Source organism: Catenulispora sp. GP43 (assembly GCF_041260665.1).
Taxonomy (GTDB): domain Bacteria; phylum Actinomycetota; class Actinomycetes; order Streptomycetales; family Catenulisporaceae; genus Catenulispora.
In genome coordinates, this window is sequence record NZ_JBGCCT010000016.1 from 100,820 (window position 1) to 118,252 (window position 17,433).

The 17,433-nt window shown below is 70.9% G+C and carries 18 protein-coding genes; 13 read left to right on the forward strand and 5 right to left on the reverse strand.

Features of this window, described 5'->3' with window-relative positions:
* The first annotated feature begins 69 nt into the window (after positions 1-69).
* The 6 genes from ABH926_RS29390 to ABH926_RS29415 all read left to right on the forward strand — a co-directional run bounded on the left by ABH926_RS29390 (position 70) and on the right by ABH926_RS29415 (position 6,088).
* Positions 70-1,359, forward strand: coding sequence for an MFS transporter (locus ABH926_RS29390; RefSeq protein WP_370369087.1), 1,290 nt, complete (start codon positions 70-72; stop codon positions 1,357-1,359).
* A gap of 30 nt (positions 1,360-1,389) precedes the next feature.
* Positions 1,390-1,626: a hypothetical protein gene (locus tag ABH926_RS29395; protein WP_370369088.1), complete on the forward strand. Its 237-nt coding sequence runs from the start codon at positions 1,390-1,392 to the stop codon at positions 1,624-1,626.
* A 45-nt stretch (positions 1,627-1,671) separates the two neighbouring features.
* A complete protein-coding gene (locus ABH926_RS29400) occupies positions 1,672-3,651 on the forward strand; it encodes an ABC transporter ATP-binding protein (protein ID WP_370369089.1) in 1,980 nt (659 codons plus the stop codon).
* Positions 3,652-3,850: 199 nt separating this feature from the next.
* Positions 3,851-4,231 (forward strand): STAS domain-containing protein, encoded by a 381-nt coding sequence (locus ABH926_RS29405; protein ID WP_370369090.1) that lies wholly within the window; start codon positions 3,851-3,853, stop codon positions 4,229-4,231.
* A 166-nt stretch (positions 4,232-4,397) separates the two neighbouring features.
* A complete protein-coding gene (locus ABH926_RS29410) occupies positions 4,398-4,793 on the forward strand; it encodes a nuclear transport factor 2 family protein (RefSeq protein ID WP_370369092.1) in 396 nt (131 codons plus the stop codon).
* A 38-nt stretch (positions 4,794-4,831) separates the two neighbouring features.
* A complete protein-coding gene (locus tag ABH926_RS29415) occupies positions 4,832-6,088 on the forward strand; it encodes a PP2C family protein-serine/threonine phosphatase (protein ID WP_370369094.1) in 1,257 nt (418 codons plus the stop codon).
* A 21-nt stretch (positions 6,089-6,109) separates the two neighbouring features.
* On the opposite strand, the gene ABH926_RS29420 is transcribed toward ABH926_RS29415, so the two are convergent.
* Genes ABH926_RS29420 through ABH926_RS29435 form a run of 4 tightly spaced genes read right to left on the reverse strand, consistent with a single transcriptional unit; the run spans position 6,110 to position 9,669 of the window.
* Positions 6,110-6,529 carry a VOC family protein gene (locus ABH926_RS29420; protein WP_370369096.1) on the reverse strand — a complete coding sequence of 140 codons (420 nt, stop codon included), beginning with the start codon at positions 6,527-6,529 and terminating at the stop codon, positions 6,110-6,112.
* A 37-nt stretch (positions 6,530-6,566) separates the two neighbouring features.
* Positions 6,567-7,049: a CoA-binding protein gene (locus ABH926_RS29425; RefSeq protein ID WP_370369098.1), complete on the reverse strand. Its 483-nt coding sequence runs from the start codon at positions 7,047-7,049 to the stop codon at positions 6,567-6,569.
* Positions 7,046-8,410, reverse strand: coding sequence for an O-acetylhomoserine aminocarboxypropyltransferase/cysteine synthase family protein (locus ABH926_RS29430; RefSeq protein ID WP_370369099.1), 1,365 nt, complete (start codon positions 8,408-8,410; stop codon positions 7,046-7,048). The genes ABH926_RS29425 and ABH926_RS29430 overlap by 4 nt, the downstream gene beginning before the upstream one ends.
* On the reverse strand, positions 8,407-9,669 hold the full coding sequence (locus ABH926_RS29435) for a homoserine O-acetyltransferase (protein ID WP_370369100.1): 1,263 nt from the start codon (positions 9,667-9,669) through the stop codon (positions 8,407-8,409). The genes ABH926_RS29430 and ABH926_RS29435 overlap by 4 nt, the downstream gene beginning before the upstream one ends.
* 97 nt (positions 9,670-9,766) lie before the next feature.
* Between ABH926_RS29435 and ABH926_RS29440 the strand changes: the two genes are divergently transcribed.
* The 3 genes from ABH926_RS29440 (at position 9,767) to prpB (ending at position 12,577) form a co-directional block, all read left to right on the forward strand.
* Complete coding sequence (locus ABH926_RS29440; protein WP_370369101.1) at positions 9,767-10,315, forward strand: OsmC family protein; 549 nt, start codon at positions 9,767-9,769, stop codon at positions 10,313-10,315.
* A 28-nt stretch (positions 10,316-10,343) separates the two neighbouring features.
* Complete coding sequence (locus ABH926_RS29445) at positions 10,344-11,591, forward strand: NAD(P)-binding domain-containing protein (protein WP_370369102.1); 1,248 nt, start codon at positions 10,344-10,346, stop codon at positions 11,589-11,591.
* Positions 11,592-11,680: 89 nt separating this feature from the next.
* Entirely contained in the window at positions 11,681-12,577 is an 897-nt protein-coding gene (prpB, locus tag ABH926_RS29450) for a methylisocitrate lyase (protein ID WP_370369103.1), read from the forward strand.
* 6 nt (positions 12,578-12,583) lie between these two features.
* Here the strand turns inward: prpB and ABH926_RS29455 are convergent, their stop codons facing one another.
* A complete protein-coding gene (locus ABH926_RS29455) occupies positions 12,584-13,993 on the reverse strand; it encodes a PLP-dependent aminotransferase family protein (RefSeq protein ID WP_370369104.1) in 1,410 nt (469 codons plus the stop codon).
* 289 nt (positions 13,994-14,282) lie between these two features.
* On the opposite strand from ABH926_RS29455, the gene ABH926_RS29460 reads away from it, so the two are divergent.
* The 4 genes from ABH926_RS29460 to ABH926_RS29475 all read left to right on the forward strand — a co-directional run bounded on the left by ABH926_RS29460 (position 14,283) and on the right by ABH926_RS29475 (position 17,380).
* Positions 14,283-15,092, forward strand: coding sequence for a methyltransferase domain-containing protein (locus tag ABH926_RS29460; protein WP_370369106.1), 810 nt, complete (start codon positions 14,283-14,285; stop codon positions 15,090-15,092).
* A complete protein-coding gene (locus ABH926_RS29465) occupies positions 15,089-15,793 on the forward strand; it encodes a maleylpyruvate isomerase family mycothiol-dependent enzyme (RefSeq protein ID WP_370369107.1) in 705 nt (234 codons plus the stop codon). Before ABH926_RS29460 ends, ABH926_RS29465 begins: the two co-directional genes overlap by 4 nt.
* A gap of 214 nt (positions 15,794-16,007) precedes the next feature.
* Positions 16,008-16,646 carry a hypothetical protein gene (locus ABH926_RS29470; RefSeq protein ID WP_370369108.1) on the forward strand — a complete coding sequence of 213 codons (639 nt, stop codon included), beginning with the start codon at positions 16,008-16,010 and terminating at the stop codon, positions 16,644-16,646.
* Positions 16,647-16,849: 203 nt separating this feature from the next.
* Positions 16,850-17,380 (forward strand): SigE family RNA polymerase sigma factor, encoded by a 531-nt coding sequence (locus tag ABH926_RS29475; RefSeq protein ID WP_370369109.1) that lies wholly within the window; start codon positions 16,850-16,852, stop codon positions 17,378-17,380.
* Positions 17,381-17,433: the final 53 nt, after the last annotated feature.

A 17,433-nucleotide genomic window follows, 5' to 3' on the forward strand; every position in this document is an offset into this window, starting at 1 on the left:
CCGGGAATACCCCAATCATTTAGTACGCTTAAGTAAATAAATCCGGGTAGCAGGGAGGGTCGCCGCCGTATGAGCACCGTCAACGCCGAACCGGTCACCGCACCGGCCCGGCTGACCGTCCGGCAGCGCACCTTCTCCTCGCTCAAAGTCCCCAACTACCGCCGCTATATGACCGGCCAGTCCATATCCCTGGTCGGCACCTGGATGCAGATGACGGCCCAGTCCTGGCTGGTCCTCACCCTCACGCACTCCAGCACCGCGCTCGGCCTGGTCGTCGCGCTGCAGACGCTGCCCGTGCTGTTCCTGGGCCCCTACGGCGGTGTCGTCGCCGACCGCGCCGACAAACAGCGGCTCATGGTCTACCTGCAGAGCGCGATGGGCGTCCAGGCGCTCGTCCTGGGGCTGCTGACGGTCCTCGGCGCGGTCAGGTTCTGGGAGGTCTGCGCGCTGGCCGTGCTCCTGGGCATGAACAACGCCTTCGAGAACGCCGCCCGCCAGTCCTTCGTCCGCGAGATGGTCGGCCGTGACGAACTGCGCAACGCCATAACCCTCAACTCGGTGATGGTGAACGCGGCGCGCGCCGTCGGCCCGGCGGTCGGCGGCGTGCTGATCGCCGCGGTCGGCGTCGGGATCTGCTTCCTGCTCAACGCGGCCAGCTTCGTCGCCGTGGTCGCCTCCCTGCTGCGCATGGACCGCTCCGCCCTGCGGCCGAGCCCGCCCACGCCGCGGGCCCGCGGCCAGCTGCGCGAGGGCCTGCGCTACGCCGCGGCGACCCCGACGATCGCGATCCCGCTGGCCATGATGGGCCTGGTCGGCCTGCTGGCGTACGAGTTCCAGGTGTCGCTGCCGGTGTTCGTGGAGCGGACCTTCCACGGCGGCTCGGTCGCCTTCGGCTGCATGACCTCGGCGATGGGGATCGGCGCGGTCGTCGGCGGCCTGTTCACCGCGGCCCGCGGCCGCACCGGCCTGCGGCCGATGATCATCGCCTCGGCCGGCTTCGGCGTCTCGATGCTGGCCGCCGCCTACGCGCCGGTGTTCGCGCTGTCCTGCGGGGTGATGCTGCTGGTCGGCTGGGCCAGCGTCTCGTTCATCGCGATCGGCAACTCCACGATCCAGCTGTCCTCCGACCCGGAGAAGCGCGGCCGGATGATCGCGTTGTGGCAGGTGGCGTTCCAGGGCACCACGCCGATCGGCGGGCCGCTGATCGGCTGGGTGATCGCGATCTCGGACCCGCGCTCGGGGCTGGCGGTCGGCGGCCTGTCCTGCCTGCTGGCCGGGGCCGGGGGCCTGATGCTGGCGCGCCGGGTCTCGCGGCGGACGGCGGGGGCCCAGGCCCGGCCGGCGGCCGAACCGGCGTAACGCGACCGCCGCGAGGGTCGTTGACGGGGTATGAAGACCCCAACCCGCCTCCTGATCGGAACGCTCGCCACCGCCGCCGCGCTGTCCGGCGCTGTCGCCGGTGCCGCCGCGGCCCGCGCCGACGACAGCGGCCCCGACCTGGACATGAACTCCGTCCTGTGCCCGGTGGCCACCACCGGCCTGCTCGCGACCGCGATCAACGGCCTCAACAGCGAGAGCCTGCCTCAAGCCTGCGGCGCCCACGGCCCCGTCGGCGCTGCTCGGTGATAATTCCATCACGCTCTGTCAGTTCCGGTCGCTAGTCTGCCTGGCGTGACAGACGCCGAAACCCAGCCGTCGCGCTTCCGGCGCATCAGGGCTCTGTTCTCCGCCGACGCGGTTCCCCGCCACGAGATCGACGACCTGGCCGCCGACCCGTACGTCGCGACCTGGACGCGCGGCTACGCCGAGGTCGCCGCGGCCAGCTTCTGGTCCAACGCCCGCCGCATGCCGGACCTGCTCCGGCTCACCCTGCGCACCGCGGCCGGGCAGTCCCGCTGGCGCGTGATCACGCTGGTGGTGCTGCAGCTGCTCTCCGGGGTGTTCCAGGCCCTCGGGCTGCTGGCGACCACCGGGGTGCTGGCGGCGCTGTTCACCGGCCGTCCGACCCCGGACCGGATCGCCGCGGCGCTGCCCTCGCTGATCCTCATCGCCGCGTTCACCGCCGGCACGGCGCTCGCCTCCAGCATCAGCTCCCTGATGCAGTCCCAGCTGAGCCCGGCGATGGACGCCGCCGCGCTGGCCCGCATCCAGGAGCTGTGCACCGGGGTGGAGCTGGTCGCCTTCGACCAGGCCGGCTGGTTCGACACCGAGAACGCGGCCGAGCGCGGCGCGGTGTCCCCGCACTTCATGCTGCAGGCCACCGTGCGGATCCTGGCCGGGCTGGCCACCGTCGGCTCGGCGATCCTGGTGGTCGCGTTCGTGAGCCCGCTGCTGCTGCCGCTGATCCTGGTCACGATCGTGCCGCGCTGGTGGGCCGCGGTGCGGGTGGCGCGCATGGACTACAAGGTGTTCGTCCGCCAGGCCGAGGGCCGCCGCCGGGTCAACCAGATCGCCTACATCGGGCAGTCCATCCAGCAGGCCGCCGAGGTGCGCGCGCTGAGCATGTCCGCATACCTGGCCGGCCGCTACCGGCGCATATCCCGGCGCATCCTCGCGGAGAACATAGCCCTGCAGCGTGCCGAGACGATGTCCCAGATCCTCGGCGACGCCATCGCCGGCATCGCGGTGGCGGGGGTGTACACCGTGCTGGGGCTGCTGCTGTGGCGCAACGCGATCCCGCTGGCCGCCGGCGGGACGGCGGTCATCGCCATCGGCCGGGCCCAGGCCTCGCTGATGCAGATGATCACCAGCGTCAACTCCCTGTTCGCCGAAGGGCTGTACTTCGACGGGTACCTGCGCTTCTGCGAGAAGGCCGAATCGCTCGTCCCCAGCCCCGGAACCGTATCGGTCCCCGAGGACTTCGCGGCCATCACCGTGGAGGACGTCACCTTCACCTACGAGGGAGCCGAGCGGCCCGCTCTGCTCAACGCCACCCTCACCATCGCCCGGGGCCAGGTCGTCGCCCTGGTCGGCGAGAACGGCGCGGCCAAGACGACGCTGGCCAAGCTCCTGGGCCGCGGCTACCTCCCCGACTCCGGCACGATCCGCTGGGACGGCCTGGACACCGCGCTCATGGAACCCAACGAGCTCCGGGGCCGCATCGCCTACATCGGCCAGGACGGCGCCCGGTTCCCCTTCACGGCCCGGGAGAACATCCGCGTCGGCGACTGGACCCGCACCGACGAAGACGCCATCCAGGCCGCGGCCGTCGCCGCCGGCGCTCACGAGTTCATCACCGGCCTGCCCAACAGCTACGCCACCTTGATGGACCGCTCCCTGTCCTGGGGCACGAACGTCTCCGGCGGCCAGCACCAGCGCATCAACCTCGCCCGCGGCTTCTATCGGCAGGGAACCCTGGTCATCGCCGACGAACCGACGTCCAACCTGGACGCGGCCGCCGAGATCGACTTCTACCACCGGCTGCGTTCCTACGGCGGCACCATCGTCATGGTCACCCACCGGCTCAACGCCGTCCAAGCCTGCGCCGACCACATCTACGTCCTCGAACACGGCCGGATCTCCGCCCACGGCACCCACGCGGAGCTGATGGCCGACCCGGCCGGCGGCTGGTACCGGGACAGCTACCTGTTGCAGCAGAACTCGTTCACCACACGGGCCGATGCCGCGCTCGCCGAGGATCGCCGACCCTGACCCTGACGCTGGCCCTGACGCTGAACGCCGTCGGAGACGGGCGTCGGCTCAGAGATCAGATCGCGCCATATCGCGTGATGCCATGTCATCACGCGTGGTGTCGCGCGATATCGCGCATGATCAAGTCGCTGTAAAATAATTCGGCACAGCGATGCCGATACTGCGTGCCGAATGTCGCTCGGCGTGCCGGGGAGCGGAGATGGGAAAGCGCGAGAACATCGTCAGGCACGAGAGCCTGATGGTGAACTACTCCGTAGCGAACGACTGGACGGTCGTCGAGGTCGACGGCGGTATGGACGTCCACACCGCGACCATGGTCCGCGACGCGGTGCTCGGGCTGATGGACGAGGGGCACGAGCACTTCGTCCTGGACCTCGGCTTCGTCACCTTCATGGACTCCACCGGCCTGGGCGCGATCATCGCGGTCACGAAACGCATCCGTGAGCAGGGAGGTTCGCTGCGCATCGCGTCCGCCTCGAGCCGGATCCTGCGCGTCTTCGAGCTCACCGGCCTGCGCTCGAACTTCGACTTCCGGTCCTCGGCCGACGAGGCGATCGGATCCGCCCCCGCGCTCGGCTGAGCCGGCCGGCACCCACATGGCCGCCAGCGGGCCATGCCAGCGTCTTTGACCTGCGGAAAGGTGCCTAGGATCGGTCATATCGGCACCATCGACACTTCGGCACTTCGGTATCGAACTGGAGCACCGAGATCGAACTGGAGAGCCGGGATCGAACTGGAGCACCGAGATGGCTGAACACCCACACATCGCACTCGTCCGCCGCGGCTACGAAGCCTTCAACAAGGGCGACGTCGACACGCTGCGTGAGATCATCGCCCGCGATTGCGTGCAGCATGTCGGCGGGGACAGCCTGGCTTCCGGCGAGTTCAAGGGCGTCGACGCCATGCTCGCCTACTACGCGCGGCTGGCCGAGCTCACCGGCGGGACGTTCCGCGCCGCACCCGAGCTGTTCTCCACGGACGGGAACGGACACGTCATCGTCGTCCACCGCCTCACCGGCACCCGGGGCGACAAGACGCTGGACCAGCGCGGCGCGCTGCTGTTCCAGATCGCCGACGACAAGGCCGTCGACCTGCTGCAGTGCGACACGGACCTTGATGAGTCCGACCGCTTCTGGAGCTGAGACGGGCCTGCGCCCGCCCGGCAGCGGGGAGCGGGCCGATGGGTGAGGAGAGCCTGGACCGGTCGGAAGGCGCCGGCGAGCGGCTGCTCGGCCTGTTGCTCGATCGGGCGAAGATGCTGCCGCCGCAGCTGATCCCCCCGCTGATCGCCGAGGAGGTCGCCCGGATCGGCGGTCGCGACGTGTCCATCCTGGTCCAGGACTACGCGCAGGAGATGCTGGTGCCGCTGCCGGGCCGGAACCTGTACGTCGGCCACCCCGAGCCGGTGGACGACTCCGCCGCCGGCCTGTCCTTCCTGCGCGCGGACGTCGTCGAGGTGCCGCAGGCGCACGGCGTGCGGATGTACCTGCCGCTGCTGGACGGCAGCGACCAGGTGGGCGTGATGGCCCTGACCCTGGACCGCGTCGGGGACGACGACCGGCGGCTGCTGGGCAGCCTCGCGGGCCTGGTCGCGGACATGCTGGTGACCAAGAACGCCTACACGGACCAGTTCTTCCAGGCCCGGCGCCGGGAGCCGATGAGCGTGTCCGCGGAGATCCAGTGGAGCCTGCTGCCGCCGCTGACGATGTCGCTGCCGCAGATCGACGTCGCCGGCATCCTGGAGCCCGCCTACCGCGTCGCCGGCGACAGCTTCGACTACGCCCTCAACGACAACATCCTGCACGCGGCCGTCATCGACGCGATGGGCCACAACCTGGACGCCGCCACGATGGCGACCGTCGCCATCGGCGCGTACCGCCATGCCCGGCGGGTGTTCGTCAGCCTGGCGGAGAAGTACGCGTTCATGGACGAGGCCGTCTCCCGGCAGTTCGGGCCCGACCACTTCGTGACCGCGCAGCTCATGCACGTGAACCTCACCACCGGCGCGTTGCAGCTGGTCAACGCCGGACACCCGGCGCCGCTGCTGATCCGCGACGGTCTGGTCGTGCGCCAACTGGAGAGCGCGACGACCCTGCCCGTCGGCTTCGGCGGCGAGGCGCCCCGGATCCGGGAGCACACGCTCCAGCCGGGTGACAGGGTGCTGTGTTACACCGACGGCATCATCGAGGAACACGTCGCCGGCGAGGAGCCGTTCGGCGAGGAACGGCTCATCCGGTGCGTCAACCGCCTGGGGCGGGCGCCGTCGCAGGGGACGCGGGCGGACCTGCGCCGGCTCTCCCACACGCTGAAGCAGGAACGAGGCGGCCGGACCAGCGATGACGCGACGCTGTTCATGATCGAGTGGCGTGGGGACGGCGGGGAGGGCGGCGCGCGGGACAGCGCGGCCGCCGACGGCCGGGACGGGTCGTGTCGCTGAGCAGGCCTTGGCGAAGCGCGCTCAGGCCTCGCTTCCGGTCTCCCCGAGCTCGGTGAACAGCGTCACATGCAGCGAACCCGGCGCGTCCAGCCGGGCGTTCAGCGAGTTCCACGGGGTCCGCGTCGGCGGGGCCACCACCTCCGCCCCGGCGGCGGCCAGTTCGGCGGTGGTTGCCGTCGCGTCGTCGACCTGGAAGGCGACGCGCAGGTGCCCGGCCACCCGGCGGCCGACCTCGACCTCGTCGATGAAGGCGGCATGCCCGGGGTCGGCGATCTCCAGGGTCGCCCGGCCGGCCTCCAGGATGGTGACCCGGCCGTCCGGCGAGGCGAAGGCGGCGCGCTCGGGCAGACCGAGGACGTCGCGATAGAAACGCAGCGCCGCCTCGTAGTCGTCGGCGGTCACGACCAGGCGCAGCTCGCGCACCGCGGGTTCCTCAGCCATCTCAACTCCCTTGTTCTGACAGGCTCGGACGCAGACATTACTGCAGCCCGGTACGCACCGAAGTGATGCGCTGGGTGTTGAATCCGAGCCAGTGCATCCGCCCCGCGTACCGGGCGTGCTCGATCTTGACGCAGCGGTCCGCCACCACGTCCAGCCCGCCGTCCTCGGCGATCTGGAATCCTTCGGGGCTGATCACCCCGAACTGGCACCACAGCGCCGAAGCCCCGATCGCCACGGCGTCCCGAGCGATGTCCGGGACGGCGTCCGGGGCACGGAACACGTTCACCACGTCGACCGCTTCGGGGATGTCGTGCAGGCTCGGGTAGCAGCGTTCGCCGAGGATCTCGGTCTCGCGCGGGTTCACCGGGACGACGCGGAAGCCGTGGCGTTTGAGGTAGTAGCCGACGAAGTAGCTGGCGCGCAGTTCGTTGCCCGACAGCCCGACGACGGCGATCGTTCCGGCGGAGTTGAGCACGCGCTGGATGGTGAGCGGGTCCTGGTACCGCGCGGGGCCGGTCATGCCGCGCCTTCCTTCTCAGGGGTCTGTGTCTCAAGCTTCTGCTCCTCAAGCGTCTGCGCGACGCGGGTCAGGGCTTGGTCCAGGTCCCACACCAGGTCCTCGACGGACTCCAGCCCGACCGACAGCCGTACCGTTCCGGGCCGGACGCCGGCCGCGCGCAGTTCGTCGTCGGAGAGCTGGCGGTGGGTGGTGCTCGCGGGGTGGATGATCAGGCTCTTGGCGTCGCCGACGTTGGCCAGGTGGGACCACAGCGTGACGCCGCCGATCAACCCCTGTCCGCCCGCGCGGCCCCCGGCGCAGTCGAAGGAGAACACCGCGCCCGCCCCGCGCGGCAGGTACTTCTCCACGAGCGGCTGGAACTTGCCGCCGGGCAGGCCGGGGTAGGTCACGTTCGAGGCCAGGCCGTGGCCGTCGAGGAAGGCCGCGACCGAGGCCGCGTTGGCCACGTGGCGGTCCATCCGCAGCGACAGGGTCTCGATGCCTTGCAGGAACAGGAAGGCGTTGAAGGGGGAGAGCGCGGCGCCGAGGTCGCGCAGCGTCTCGGCCCGCAGCTTCATCAGGTAGCCGTAGGCGCCGAACGTCTCGTGGAACTTCAAGCCGTGATAGGCCGGGGAGGGCTCGGCCACGACCGGGAAACGCCCGTTGGACCAGTCGAAGGTGCCGGCCTCGACCACGACCCCGCCGATGCTCGTGCCGTGGCCGCCGAGGAACTTGGTCGCCGAGTGCACCACGATGTCCGCGCCCCACTCGATCGGGCGGCACAGGTACGGCGTGGCGAAGGTGTTGTCCACGATCAGCGGCAGGCCGTGGCGGTGGGCGATCGCGGCGAGTGCCTCGATGTCCAGCACGTTGCCCGCCGGGTTGCCGATCGTCTCGCCGAAGAAGGCCTTGGTGGTCGGCCGGACGGCGGCCTCCCAGGCCTCCGGGTCGTCGGGGTCGGCCCAGGTCAGGTCGACGTTCATCTTGCCGAACAGGTGCTTGAACTGGTTGACGGTCCCGCCGTAGAGCGCCGAGGAGGACACGATGTGGTCCCCGGGGCGCAGCAGGGTGAACAGCGCCGCCGCTTGAGCGGCGATCCCGCTGGCGAACGCGACCGCGCCGACACCGCCCTCCAGGTTCGCCACCCGCTCTTCGAAGGTTGCGACCGTCGGATTCATGATGCGCGAGTAGGTGTTGCCGTACTCCTGGAGGTTGAAGTACGCGGCGGCGGACTCCGGGTCTTCGAACACGTAGCTGGCGGTCTGGAAGATCGGGACGGCCCGCGCTCCGGTGTTCGGGTCGGGACGTTGTCCGGCATGGAGTTGGCGGGTGTCGAAGCCGAACTCGCGGGGTTGTTCGGTGCGGAAGGTGTCGCCGCTCATGGACTCCTCTTCGGTTTGGTGTCGGTCGTTGTCTCAGTGCCGCCGCCGGCCAGGAAGCGGCGGACGATGGGGATCTGGCGGGCCTCTTCCAGTAGGAAGCTGTCATGCCCGTAAGGCGCGTCGATCAGGTGGTACTCCACGGGCTTGCCGAGAGCTTCGAGCGTGTCGGCGATCTCCTGGGACGCGGACGGCGGATACAGCCAGTCCGAGCTGAATGCGATGAGCAGGGTGCGGGCCGAGACGTTCGCGAGCGCGCGTTCCAGCGAGCCGCCTCCGTGCTGGCGGGCCAGGTCGAAGTAGGTCAGCGCGCGGGACAGGTACAGGTAGGTGTTCGCGTCGAACCGCTTCACGAACGAGTCGGCCTGATGGCGCAGGTAGCTCTCCACCGCGAACTCGGGCTCGGTGATCGTGTGGCGGATATCCTCGGCGGCCTGCAACCGGCGGCCGAACTTGGTGTCCAGTGCGCCGGCCGACAGGTAGGTGACGTGGCCGACCATGCGGGCGACACCCATTCCGGCGCCCGGTTCCCGGCCGGTGCCCGCATAGCGGCCGTCCTGCCAGTCCGGATCGGCCATGATGGCCTCGCGGGCGATCGCGTTCCAGGCCACGCCTTGGGGATGCAGCGCGTGGGTCGACGCGATCGCGATGACCGCCCGCACCTGGTCGGGGAACAGGATCGCCCACTCCAGGGCCTGCATGCCGCCGAGCGACCCACCGGCCACGGCGGCCAGCTGCCGGATGCCGAGCTCTTCCAGGAACGCGCGCTGCGTTCGCACCATGTCGGCGACGGTGATCACCGGGAAGTCCGGTCCGTAGGGCCGGCTGGTGTCAGGGTTCGTCGACGACGGTCCGGTGGTGCCGCGGCAGCCGCCGAGCAGGTTGGTGGAGACGACGAAGTACCGGTCGGTGTCGAAGGCTTTGCCGGGGCCGATCATTCCGTCCCACCAGCCGAGGGCCGCTCCGTCCGCTCCGTCGCGGTCTTCGGCGGCGAAGCCGTCGCGGGTGCCGGTCTCGGGCGTTTTGGAGGCATCGGGGGCGGCGGTGGTACTGCCGGCGGCGTGCGCGTCTCCGCTGAGCGCGTGGCAGACCAGGATGACGTTGTCACGAGCGGGAGACAGCGTCCCGTAGGTCTCGTAAGCCACCCGCACCGAGCGAAGATCCCTACCGCATTCCAGGGAAATCGGCTCCGGAAGATCCAGGAACCGCGTCCGGACGGCGCCGACCGATCCGGACGTCGGGGCCGGAGCGGGCTTTGGCATGAGGGCTATGTTACGCGCCCCTCTCCGGGTATTGTCGAGTAATCACATGGGGATTAAAGACTCGTCGACGGCATCGGGGGGAAGGGCGGTTCGGGCCATGGCCACGGCTACCAACGGAGTCAACGTGCAGGCGCTGCTGGAGGCGCGGGAGGTGCTCAAGGGCGCGCCGGAGGCCGCCCAGTTCACCTGGCGAGCGTCGTCGACGTGGCGCGAGGGGGTCCACAGCACCACCACCGTCCAGAAGTTCTTCGGCCTGGGTGAGGAGCGCAGCCACAAGGAGGAGTCGGTGTTCGAAGCCGACCACCCGGAGGTCTTCGCCGCCGAGGACAACGGCATCACCCCGATCGAGTACCTGCTGGTGGGCCTGGCGGGCTGCCTGACCGCCGGGGTCGCGGCCGTGGCGCAGAACCGCGGGATCCAGCTGCACTCGGTGCGGTCCACCGTCGAGGGGCGGCACGACATCCGCGGCATCCTCGGCGCCGACAGCGATGTCCGCAACGGCTTCAGCGACATCAAGGTGACCTTCGACATCGACGCCGACGCCTCGCGCCAGGAGATCGAGGCCCTGGTGGCGCAGTCGCAGAAGCGCTCGGCGGTGTTCGACGCGCTGACCAACCCGACCGACGTCACCGTCGAAGTGGCCTGAGGGGCGCGTCATCGAGCGCACCGATGCGGTGGTGGTCGGGGCCGGGCACGCGGGCCTGGCCGTCAGCCGCTTCCTGTCCGCCCGGTCCGTCGACCATCTCGTCCTCGAACGTGGCGAGGTGGGCAACTCCTGGCGCCGCGAGCGGTGGGACTCGCTGCGCCTGCTGACCCCCAACTGGCTGAGCCGGCTGCCGGACCATCCCTACCAGGGCCCTGATCCCGACGGCTACATGACCGCCGGCGAGGTCGCCGAGTTCATCGGCGGCTTCGCCGCGGCCTCGCGCGCGCCGGTGCGCACCGGTACGCGGGTCACTTCGGTGCGCCCGGCGGAGGACGGGTACCGGGTGCGGACGTGGTCTTCGGCTGGCACCGAGAACGGCGAGATCCAGGCGCGGACCGTCGTCCTCGCCAGCGGCGCGTGCAACATCCCGACGGTCCCGGCGTTCAAGGACGCGCTTCCGGAGTCCATCAGACAGCTGACACCCTTCGACTACACCGGGCCGGCCGAGCTGCCGGACGGCGGCGTGCTCGTCGTCGGCGGATCGGCCACCGGGGTGCAGGTGGCGGCCGAGCTGCGGCGGTCGGGGCGGCCGGTGGTGCTCTCGACGGGGGAGCATGTGCGGCTGCCCAGGACTTACCGGGGCCGGGACGTTCTGTGGTGGATGCAGGCCTCCGGGGTCTGGGACCAGCGCCACGACGAGGTCGATGATCTGGAGCGGGCGCGTGCTCTGCCCTCGCCGCAGCTCGTCGGGACTCCTGAGCGTGCGACGCTCGATCTCAACACCCTGATCGCTCTCGGGGTCGAGCCGGTGGGCCGGTGGGCGGCGGTCCGCGACGGCGCCGCGTTGTTCTCGGGCGGCCTGCGCAACGTGTGCTCGCTGGCGGATCTGAAGATGGAGCGGCTGCTGGACACGTTCGACGCGTGGGCTCGTAAGCGCCGGGGCCGGGACGACGGCCCGGACCAGGAGCCCGAGCGGTTCGCGCCGACGCGGGTGCCCGACTCGGTGCGACTCCGGCTCGATCTGCGCGGCGGGGAGATCCGGACGGTCGTGTGGGCCACGGGCTTCCGGCCCGACTACGGCTGGCTCGACGTGCCGGTGCTCGACGGCAAGGGGCGGCTGCGGCACGTCGGCGGGGTGGTGACGGACGCCCCCGGGCTGTACGCCGTCGGGCTGCCCGTGCTGCGGCGGCGCAAGTCGACGTTCATCCACGGCGCCGAGGACGATGCCCGGGAGGTCGTCGACCATCTGGCGGATTACCTGGCGGGACGGCATTGAACACATGTGCGGCACCGGTTGCACTGCCGGCACCGGCGGCGCGGTACTGCTGGCACGGTTTTCGACCAGCGCTGTGATGGACTGTCCCGATGCTGCACACCCGCACCACCCCGGCCGAAAAGCGCCGCGCCTTCCGCGACCGCCTCGCCTCCGGACGCCTGATCCGGATGCCCGGAGCGGTCAACCCGCTGTCGGCGCGGCTGATCCAGGAGACCGGATTCGAAGCGATGTATCTGTCCGGCGCGGTGTTCTCCGCCGACCTGGCGCTGCCCGACATCGGCCTGACCACCTCGACGGAACTGGCCGACCGGGCCCGCCAGATCGCCCGCGTCAGCGACCTCCCGCTGCTGGTCGACGCCGACACCGGCTTCGGCGAGCCGATGAACGCCGCGCGCACCGTGCAGCTGCTGGAGGACGCCGGCGCCGCCGGCCTGCACCTGGAGGACCAGGTCAACCCCAAGCGCTGCGGCCACCTGGACGGCAAGAGCGTGGTGCCGCGCGAGGAGATGGTGCGCCGGGTGCGAGCCGCCGTCTCGGCCCGGCGTGACCCGGACTTCGTCATCATGGCCCGCACCGACGCGCGGGCTGTGGAAGGACTCGACGCCGCGATCGAGCGCGCGAAGGCCTACGTCGACGCCGGCGCGGACGCGATCTTTCCTGAAGCCCTTGCCGACGAAGCGGAATTCGCCGCGTTCCGAGCAGCGGTGGAGGTGCCGCTGCTGGCCAACATGACCGAGTTCGGCAAGGGCCGGTTGCTGACCGCCGAGACGCTGGCCGAGCTCGGCTACAACATCGTGCTCTATCCGGTGACGTTGCTGCGGTTGGCCATGGGCGCCATCGAGGACGGGCTCCGGACGCTGGCCGCTGAGGGGAGCCAGGAATCGCTGCTGCCGCGCATGCAGACTCGTTCGCGGCTGTATGAGCTGTTGGATTACGCGGCGTATTCGAGCTTTGACGCATCCGTCTTCGACTTCACGCTGCCGTGACGACGGTCAGGTCCGACCGGCGAGAACGGTGCCGATCGCGGCGACGCCCTCGGTGACGGCCCGCGTGCCGACGTTGCCGAAGCCGAGCACGAGCCGGGGCGGCGCGACGTCGTGCGACGCGCGGCAGGTGCTCATCCCGTACAGGCCGACGGCCCGTTCCCGGGCGGCCGCGACGACCTGTTGCTCGTCGGCGTGGTCCGGAAGGTGGGCGACGGCGTGGAAGCCGGCGGCCAGGCCGGTGACCGTGATGCCGGGGGCGTGGTCGGACAGCGCGTTCAGCAGAGCGGTCCGGCGGGCCGCGTAGGTGGTGCGGACGCGGCGCAGGTGGCGGTCGAAACGGCCGGATTCGATCAACCGCGCCAGGGCGATCTGGTCCAGGGTGGCGGTGCCGCGGTCGGTGGTGTGCTTGTGGCGGGTGAGCGGTTCGTGCAGGGCCGGCGGGCAGAGCATCCAGCCGATGCGCAGGGCCGGTGCCAGGGACTTGCTGACGGTGCCGATGGAGATCACCCGGTCCGGTGCCAGACCTTGGAGCGTGCCCACCGGCTCGCGGTCGTAGCGGAACTCGGCGTCGTATTCGTCCTCGACGATGTAGCCGTCGTGGCGCACGGCCCAGTCGATCAGCGCGAGCCGCCGGGCCGGGGCCAGGACGACGCCGGTGGGCCACTGGTGCGCGGGGGTGACGACGACCGCGCGGGCCCGCGTCGCGGCCAGGGCTTCCACATCGAGGCCCTGTTCGTCCACAGGCACCGGTATCGCGGTCGATCCCGCCGCGTCGGCCGCCGCACCGATGGCCTTCGGCGAGCCGGGGTCCTCGAAGGCCACGGTCCGCACGCCGCCGTCCGCCAGGACGCGCAGCGCGAGGTTCAAGCCCTGGGCGTAGCCGTTGCAGACGATGATCCGGTCCGGATCGGCGGCCGCGGAACGGACGCGTCGCAGGTAGCCGCCCAGGACTTCGCGCAGCGCCGGGCTGCCGCACGGGTCGCCGTAGTCGAGGTCTGCGGTCGGCATCATGCGTGCGGCTTCCCGCACAGCCCACAGCCAGTCCGGCATCGGGAAGGAGGCCAGGTCCGGCACGCCCCAGCGGAAGTCCGCGATGAGGGAGTGCGGCGCCGCCGCGGATCGGGGCGCCGGCACGGGGACCGCGGCTCCCGCGGCGACGCGGGTCGCCGAGCCGGGACGCGTCACCAGGTAGCCCTCGGCTTGGAGTTGCGCGTAGCACTCCTGGACCAGGCCGCGCGAGAGGCCCAGGGCGCCGGCGAGCTCGCGGGAGGACGGGACGCGTTCGCCGACGTGCAGTCGGCCGGTGCGGATGGCGACCCGCAGCGCCTGCTCTACCTGGGTGCGCAAGGGCACGCTGCTTGTGCGGTCGACGGTCAGCAGTAGTTCGGGGGAGGAACTGGACCACTCCAGGGGCATGGAACTGGAGCTTAACCGCGACCCGGTTGCGCCCGTAGCGTCGTGTCGTGGTCAGTATCCCGATGAGCCCCAGAACGCGACTGCTGCCGGCTGCCCGTCGTCTAGCGCCCGGTAGCGCTGTACCGCCTCCAGAGCCTGCGCGAGGCCTCCGGCGTACTCGCCGATGTGATTCCAGCCGGTTCCACCCACCCTGCTTACCCCCACTCCGTGTAAGACAGCTGTCGAGACGTGGGGACTTTATCGACTCGCGACAGTGAATAGGCGGCTTCACCAATTGATGGAGGCTGTAGTGCACCCCTTCTCGGACGTCGACGCAAGCGGCCGCGCCGCCGAACTCGTCGAATACCTCGACCGCACTGATCGCGGGCTGCACGCGCCGAAGGAGACCCTCAGGGCCGGCCTGGACCTGCCCCCGGGCGGTCGCGTCCTGGACCTCGGATGCGGGGCCGGGCACGAACTCGTCCAGCTGGAACGGGCCGGGTTCCAGGCCTATGGCGTGGACCCCAGCGCGGCGATGGTGAGCGCGAGCCGGGAGCGGCTGGCCGGGCACGGGTTCACGGCCCGGCTGGCGCTGGCCGACGGGCAGCGGCTGCCCTACGCCGACGGCTTCTTCGACGGATGCCGGATCGAGCGGGTCCTGCAGCACGTGCCGGACCCGTCGGCGGCGCTGGGGCAGGCGCTCCGGGTGCTGAGGCCCGGCGGGAGGATCGCGGTCCTGGAGCCGGACTGGGCATCGGTGACTCTGGCCTCCGCGGACGCCGAGGCGGCCCGGGCCGTCGCCCGAGAGGCCGGCGGCGGCATCGCCCACCGTGCCGTCGGCCGGCACCTGCGCCGGCTGCTGGCCGAGGCCGGATTCCAGGACGTGCGCATCGAGGTCGAGCTCGTCGTCTACTCCTCGATCGGCGACCTGTCCGGCGTCATCTCCCTGGAACGTGCCGCCGCGCGGGCGTGCGACGCCGGCCGGATCGACGAGGCGCGCGCCGCCGCCTGGCTGGCCGAACAGCGGGAACTCTCCGAGCGCGGCATGTTCCACGCCACGTTCCACCGCTCCGTCCTCGCCTGGGCCCGCCGTCCCGCTGGCGTCCCGGCGGCGGCATGATCGAGGCGATCCGCAGCTCCAGCGCCCGCGTCATCAGGGCCCTGAGCGCGATGGACGACCGCGAGGCGCGCCAGCCCTCCGCGTTGCCGGGGTGGACCCGGGCCCACGTGGTCGGCCATCTCATCCAGAGCGGCGACGCCTACCTGTGGCTGATGGCCGTGGCGCGCGACGGCGTCGAACCCTGGCCGCGGGCTGAGCGCGCGGCGATGGCGCGGGAGCTGGAGGACCTGGCCGCACGGCCCGTTGCCGAACTCGTCGATGGCCTCGCCGACCGGATGGACCGGCTGGTGCGGGTGTCCGAGGTGATGCCCGTCGAGCGGTGGGACACGCTGGTCCAGGCACTGGCGGGTTGGCGGCATCCCGCCTGGTACATCCTGCGTCGATGCCTGCGCGAGTTGGAGACCCACCACCTCGATCTCGACGTCGGCTACCGCACCGACGACTGGCCCGCGCCGTATGTCGCCTGGGCGCTGGAGGACACCCTCAGCACCCTCGCCGCGCGCGGCTTCCCGCTCGCCCGGGTCGAGGCCGTCGACCTCGAACGCTCGTGGGCGCTCTCCGACGCCGGACCGGTGGTATCCGGGCCCGGTCACGCCGTGCTGGGGTGGCTCAGCGGGCGCCGCGGCGGCGCCGGGCTGAGCGCGCAGGAGCTGCCCGCGGCGCCGGCCTGGCCGATGCCGCCGACGCCCGGTTGGGGCTGAAGCGACTCGGGTCGGCGATAAGGAGTTGGAGGGACGACCCCCGGGAACCCGACGGAGCCGCGGACGAGTGGCTGTGTGGGCGTCGTTGGCGGCTGTCGCGACGGTGGTCAGCGGATGTGGTGGCTCGACCGGGTCGAGCTCGCACGCGGCGGGGAGTGCGGGCTCGACAGCAAGTTCCGCGGTGTCGGCGTCTGACCCCGCGACGACAGGCGCCGTGGCGACGACGTCTTCGTCGTCGGCTGTCGCCGTGGCGCCGGTGCCTCCGGACCTGCAGAAGATCTACCCGGCCGCTTGGCCGTCGCCCGACCGGCTTCCGCTGAACGCCTCCTACGGCTGGCAGCTGGCCGGCAAGCCGAACCGGATCCTGTCCAGCGCCCAGGACCCCAACGCGTTCTGGTCGGGCGCCTGCGACAACTGGCCGAACGCCCCGCAGGCCGGCTGGACGGGCACCCAGGAGGTGGCCTTCGCCCCGACGAAGGACTTCACCACCACGAGCGCCGCGCCGGGCTACGACGCACCGTGGATCAACACCGGCCAGATGGTGATGTTCGCCGACGCGAAGTCCGCGGCGGCGGCGTACACGGCCGTGGTGAAGCTGAACGACACCTGTGCCCCGAACGGCCACTTCCAGCGCGTCGCGTCCATCGCCGGCGGCCAGAGCTGGGCCATGTCCTGGATCGGCTCGTCCCCCATCCAGATGATGCGCACGTACGCGGTGCAGCGCGGCTCGGTGATCATGGTGCTGCAACTCATCGAGCACCCCGGTCAGGCGCCGGCCTACGACGGCGGGCAGGACACTGCGACGCTGAACGACATCGCCGAGCATCTGTGTGCTTACTCGGGAGCGTGCTGATCGCGGCGCTGGGGTGGGGGAGGCCGGCTCTCTGGATGCGGATAACAGGCCCTGATCGATTCCGATATCCGAACCCTCACCGGTAAACGTTCGACTCCCGCCGTTGGAACCCGGCGCGCTCGTAGAACCGGTTCGCGGCCTCGCCAAAAAATCTCCCGCCCCCGCCACAGACCCGCATCACCACCTCGTGCGTCTGTAGGGGCGTGGGACGACAAAGCAAGCGAACCGACCTCGACGCGGACTTCACCGAGTTCGTGGAGGCGAACGCCCACCGCATCCGCGCTCTGGCCCAGTGGCTGAGCGGTGATCCGGACCGGGCCGCCGATCTCGCGCAGTCGGCTTTGGAGCGTACGTACGTGCGCTGGGGGCGTATCCAGTCCGGTGATCCGATGGCGTACGTCCGCAAAGCCCTGCTCAACCAGCAGCGTGACTGGTGGCGCCGGCGCCGGCGCCGGCCGGAGTGGCCGACGGCCGAGGTGCCGGATGTGCGCTTCCAGGACGACCATGCGGTCGGCCATGCGCGGCGGGACGTGATGCTCGCGGCGTTGGGGCAGCTCACGGTGCGGGAGCGGCAGGTGCTGGTGCTCCGGTACTACGCGGACCTGAGCGATGAGCAGATCGCCGCCGAGGTCGGGGTGGCCGTGGGCACGGTGAAGAGCACTTCGGCGCGGGGGTTGCGCAAGATGCGCGTCCTGCTCAGCTCGGCCGGGGCGCCTGTTCCGGTCGATTGGTGACGGGGTACTTCGATTCGGAGGTGGTGTATGGAAACGGCTGAGGGTTTGGAAAG

Excerpts from the sequence above, each read along its gene's own strand:
- ABH926_RS29455 (WP_370369104.1), bottom strand. The coding sequence starts at position 13,993 with ATGCCCCTGGAGTGGTCCAGTTCCTCCCCCGAACTACTGCTGACCGTC.
- ABH926_RS29405 (WP_370369090.1), top strand. The coding sequence starts at position 3,851 with ATGGGAAAGCGCGAGAACATCGTCAGGCACGAGAGCCTGATGGTGAAC.
- ABH926_RS29395 (WP_370369088.1), top strand. The coding sequence starts at position 1,390 with ATGAAGACCCCAACCCGCCTCCTGATCGGAACGCTCGCCACCGCCGCC.
- ABH926_RS29465 (WP_370369107.1), top strand. The coding sequence starts at position 15,089 with ATGATCGAGGCGATCCGCAGCTCCAGCGCCCGCGTCATCAGGGCCCTG.
- ABH926_RS29390 (WP_370369087.1), top strand. The coding sequence starts at position 70 with ATGAGCACCGTCAACGCCGAACCGGTCACCGCACCGGCCCGGCTGACC.
- ABH926_RS29435 (WP_370369100.1), bottom strand. The coding sequence starts at position 9,669 with ATGCCAAAGCCCGCTCCGGCCCCGACGTCCGGATCGGTCGGCGCCGTC.
- ABH926_RS29410 (WP_370369092.1), top strand. The coding sequence starts at position 4,398 with ATGGCTGAACACCCACACATCGCACTCGTCCGCCGCGGCTACGAAGCC.
- ABH926_RS29415 (WP_370369094.1), top strand. The coding sequence starts at position 4,832 with ATGGGTGAGGAGAGCCTGGACCGGTCGGAAGGCGCCGGCGAGCGGCTG.
- ABH926_RS29440 (WP_370369101.1), top strand. The coding sequence starts at position 9,767 with ATGGCCACGGCTACCAACGGAGTCAACGTGCAGGCGCTGCTGGAGGCG.
- ABH926_RS29420 (WP_370369096.1), bottom strand. The coding sequence starts at position 6,529 with ATGGCTGAGGAACCCGCGGTGCGCGAGCTGCGCCTGGTCGTGACCGCC.
- prpB (WP_370369103.1), top strand. The coding sequence starts at position 11,681 with ATGCTGCACACCCGCACCACCCCGGCCGAAAAGCGCCGCGCCTTCCGC.
- ABH926_RS29425 (WP_370369098.1), bottom strand. The coding sequence starts at position 7,049 with ATGACCGGCCCCGCGCGGTACCAGGACCCGCTCACCATCCAGCGCGTG.
- ABH926_RS29430 (WP_370369099.1), bottom strand. The coding sequence starts at position 8,410 with ATGAGCGGCGACACCTTCCGCACCGAACAACCCCGCGAGTTCGGCTTC.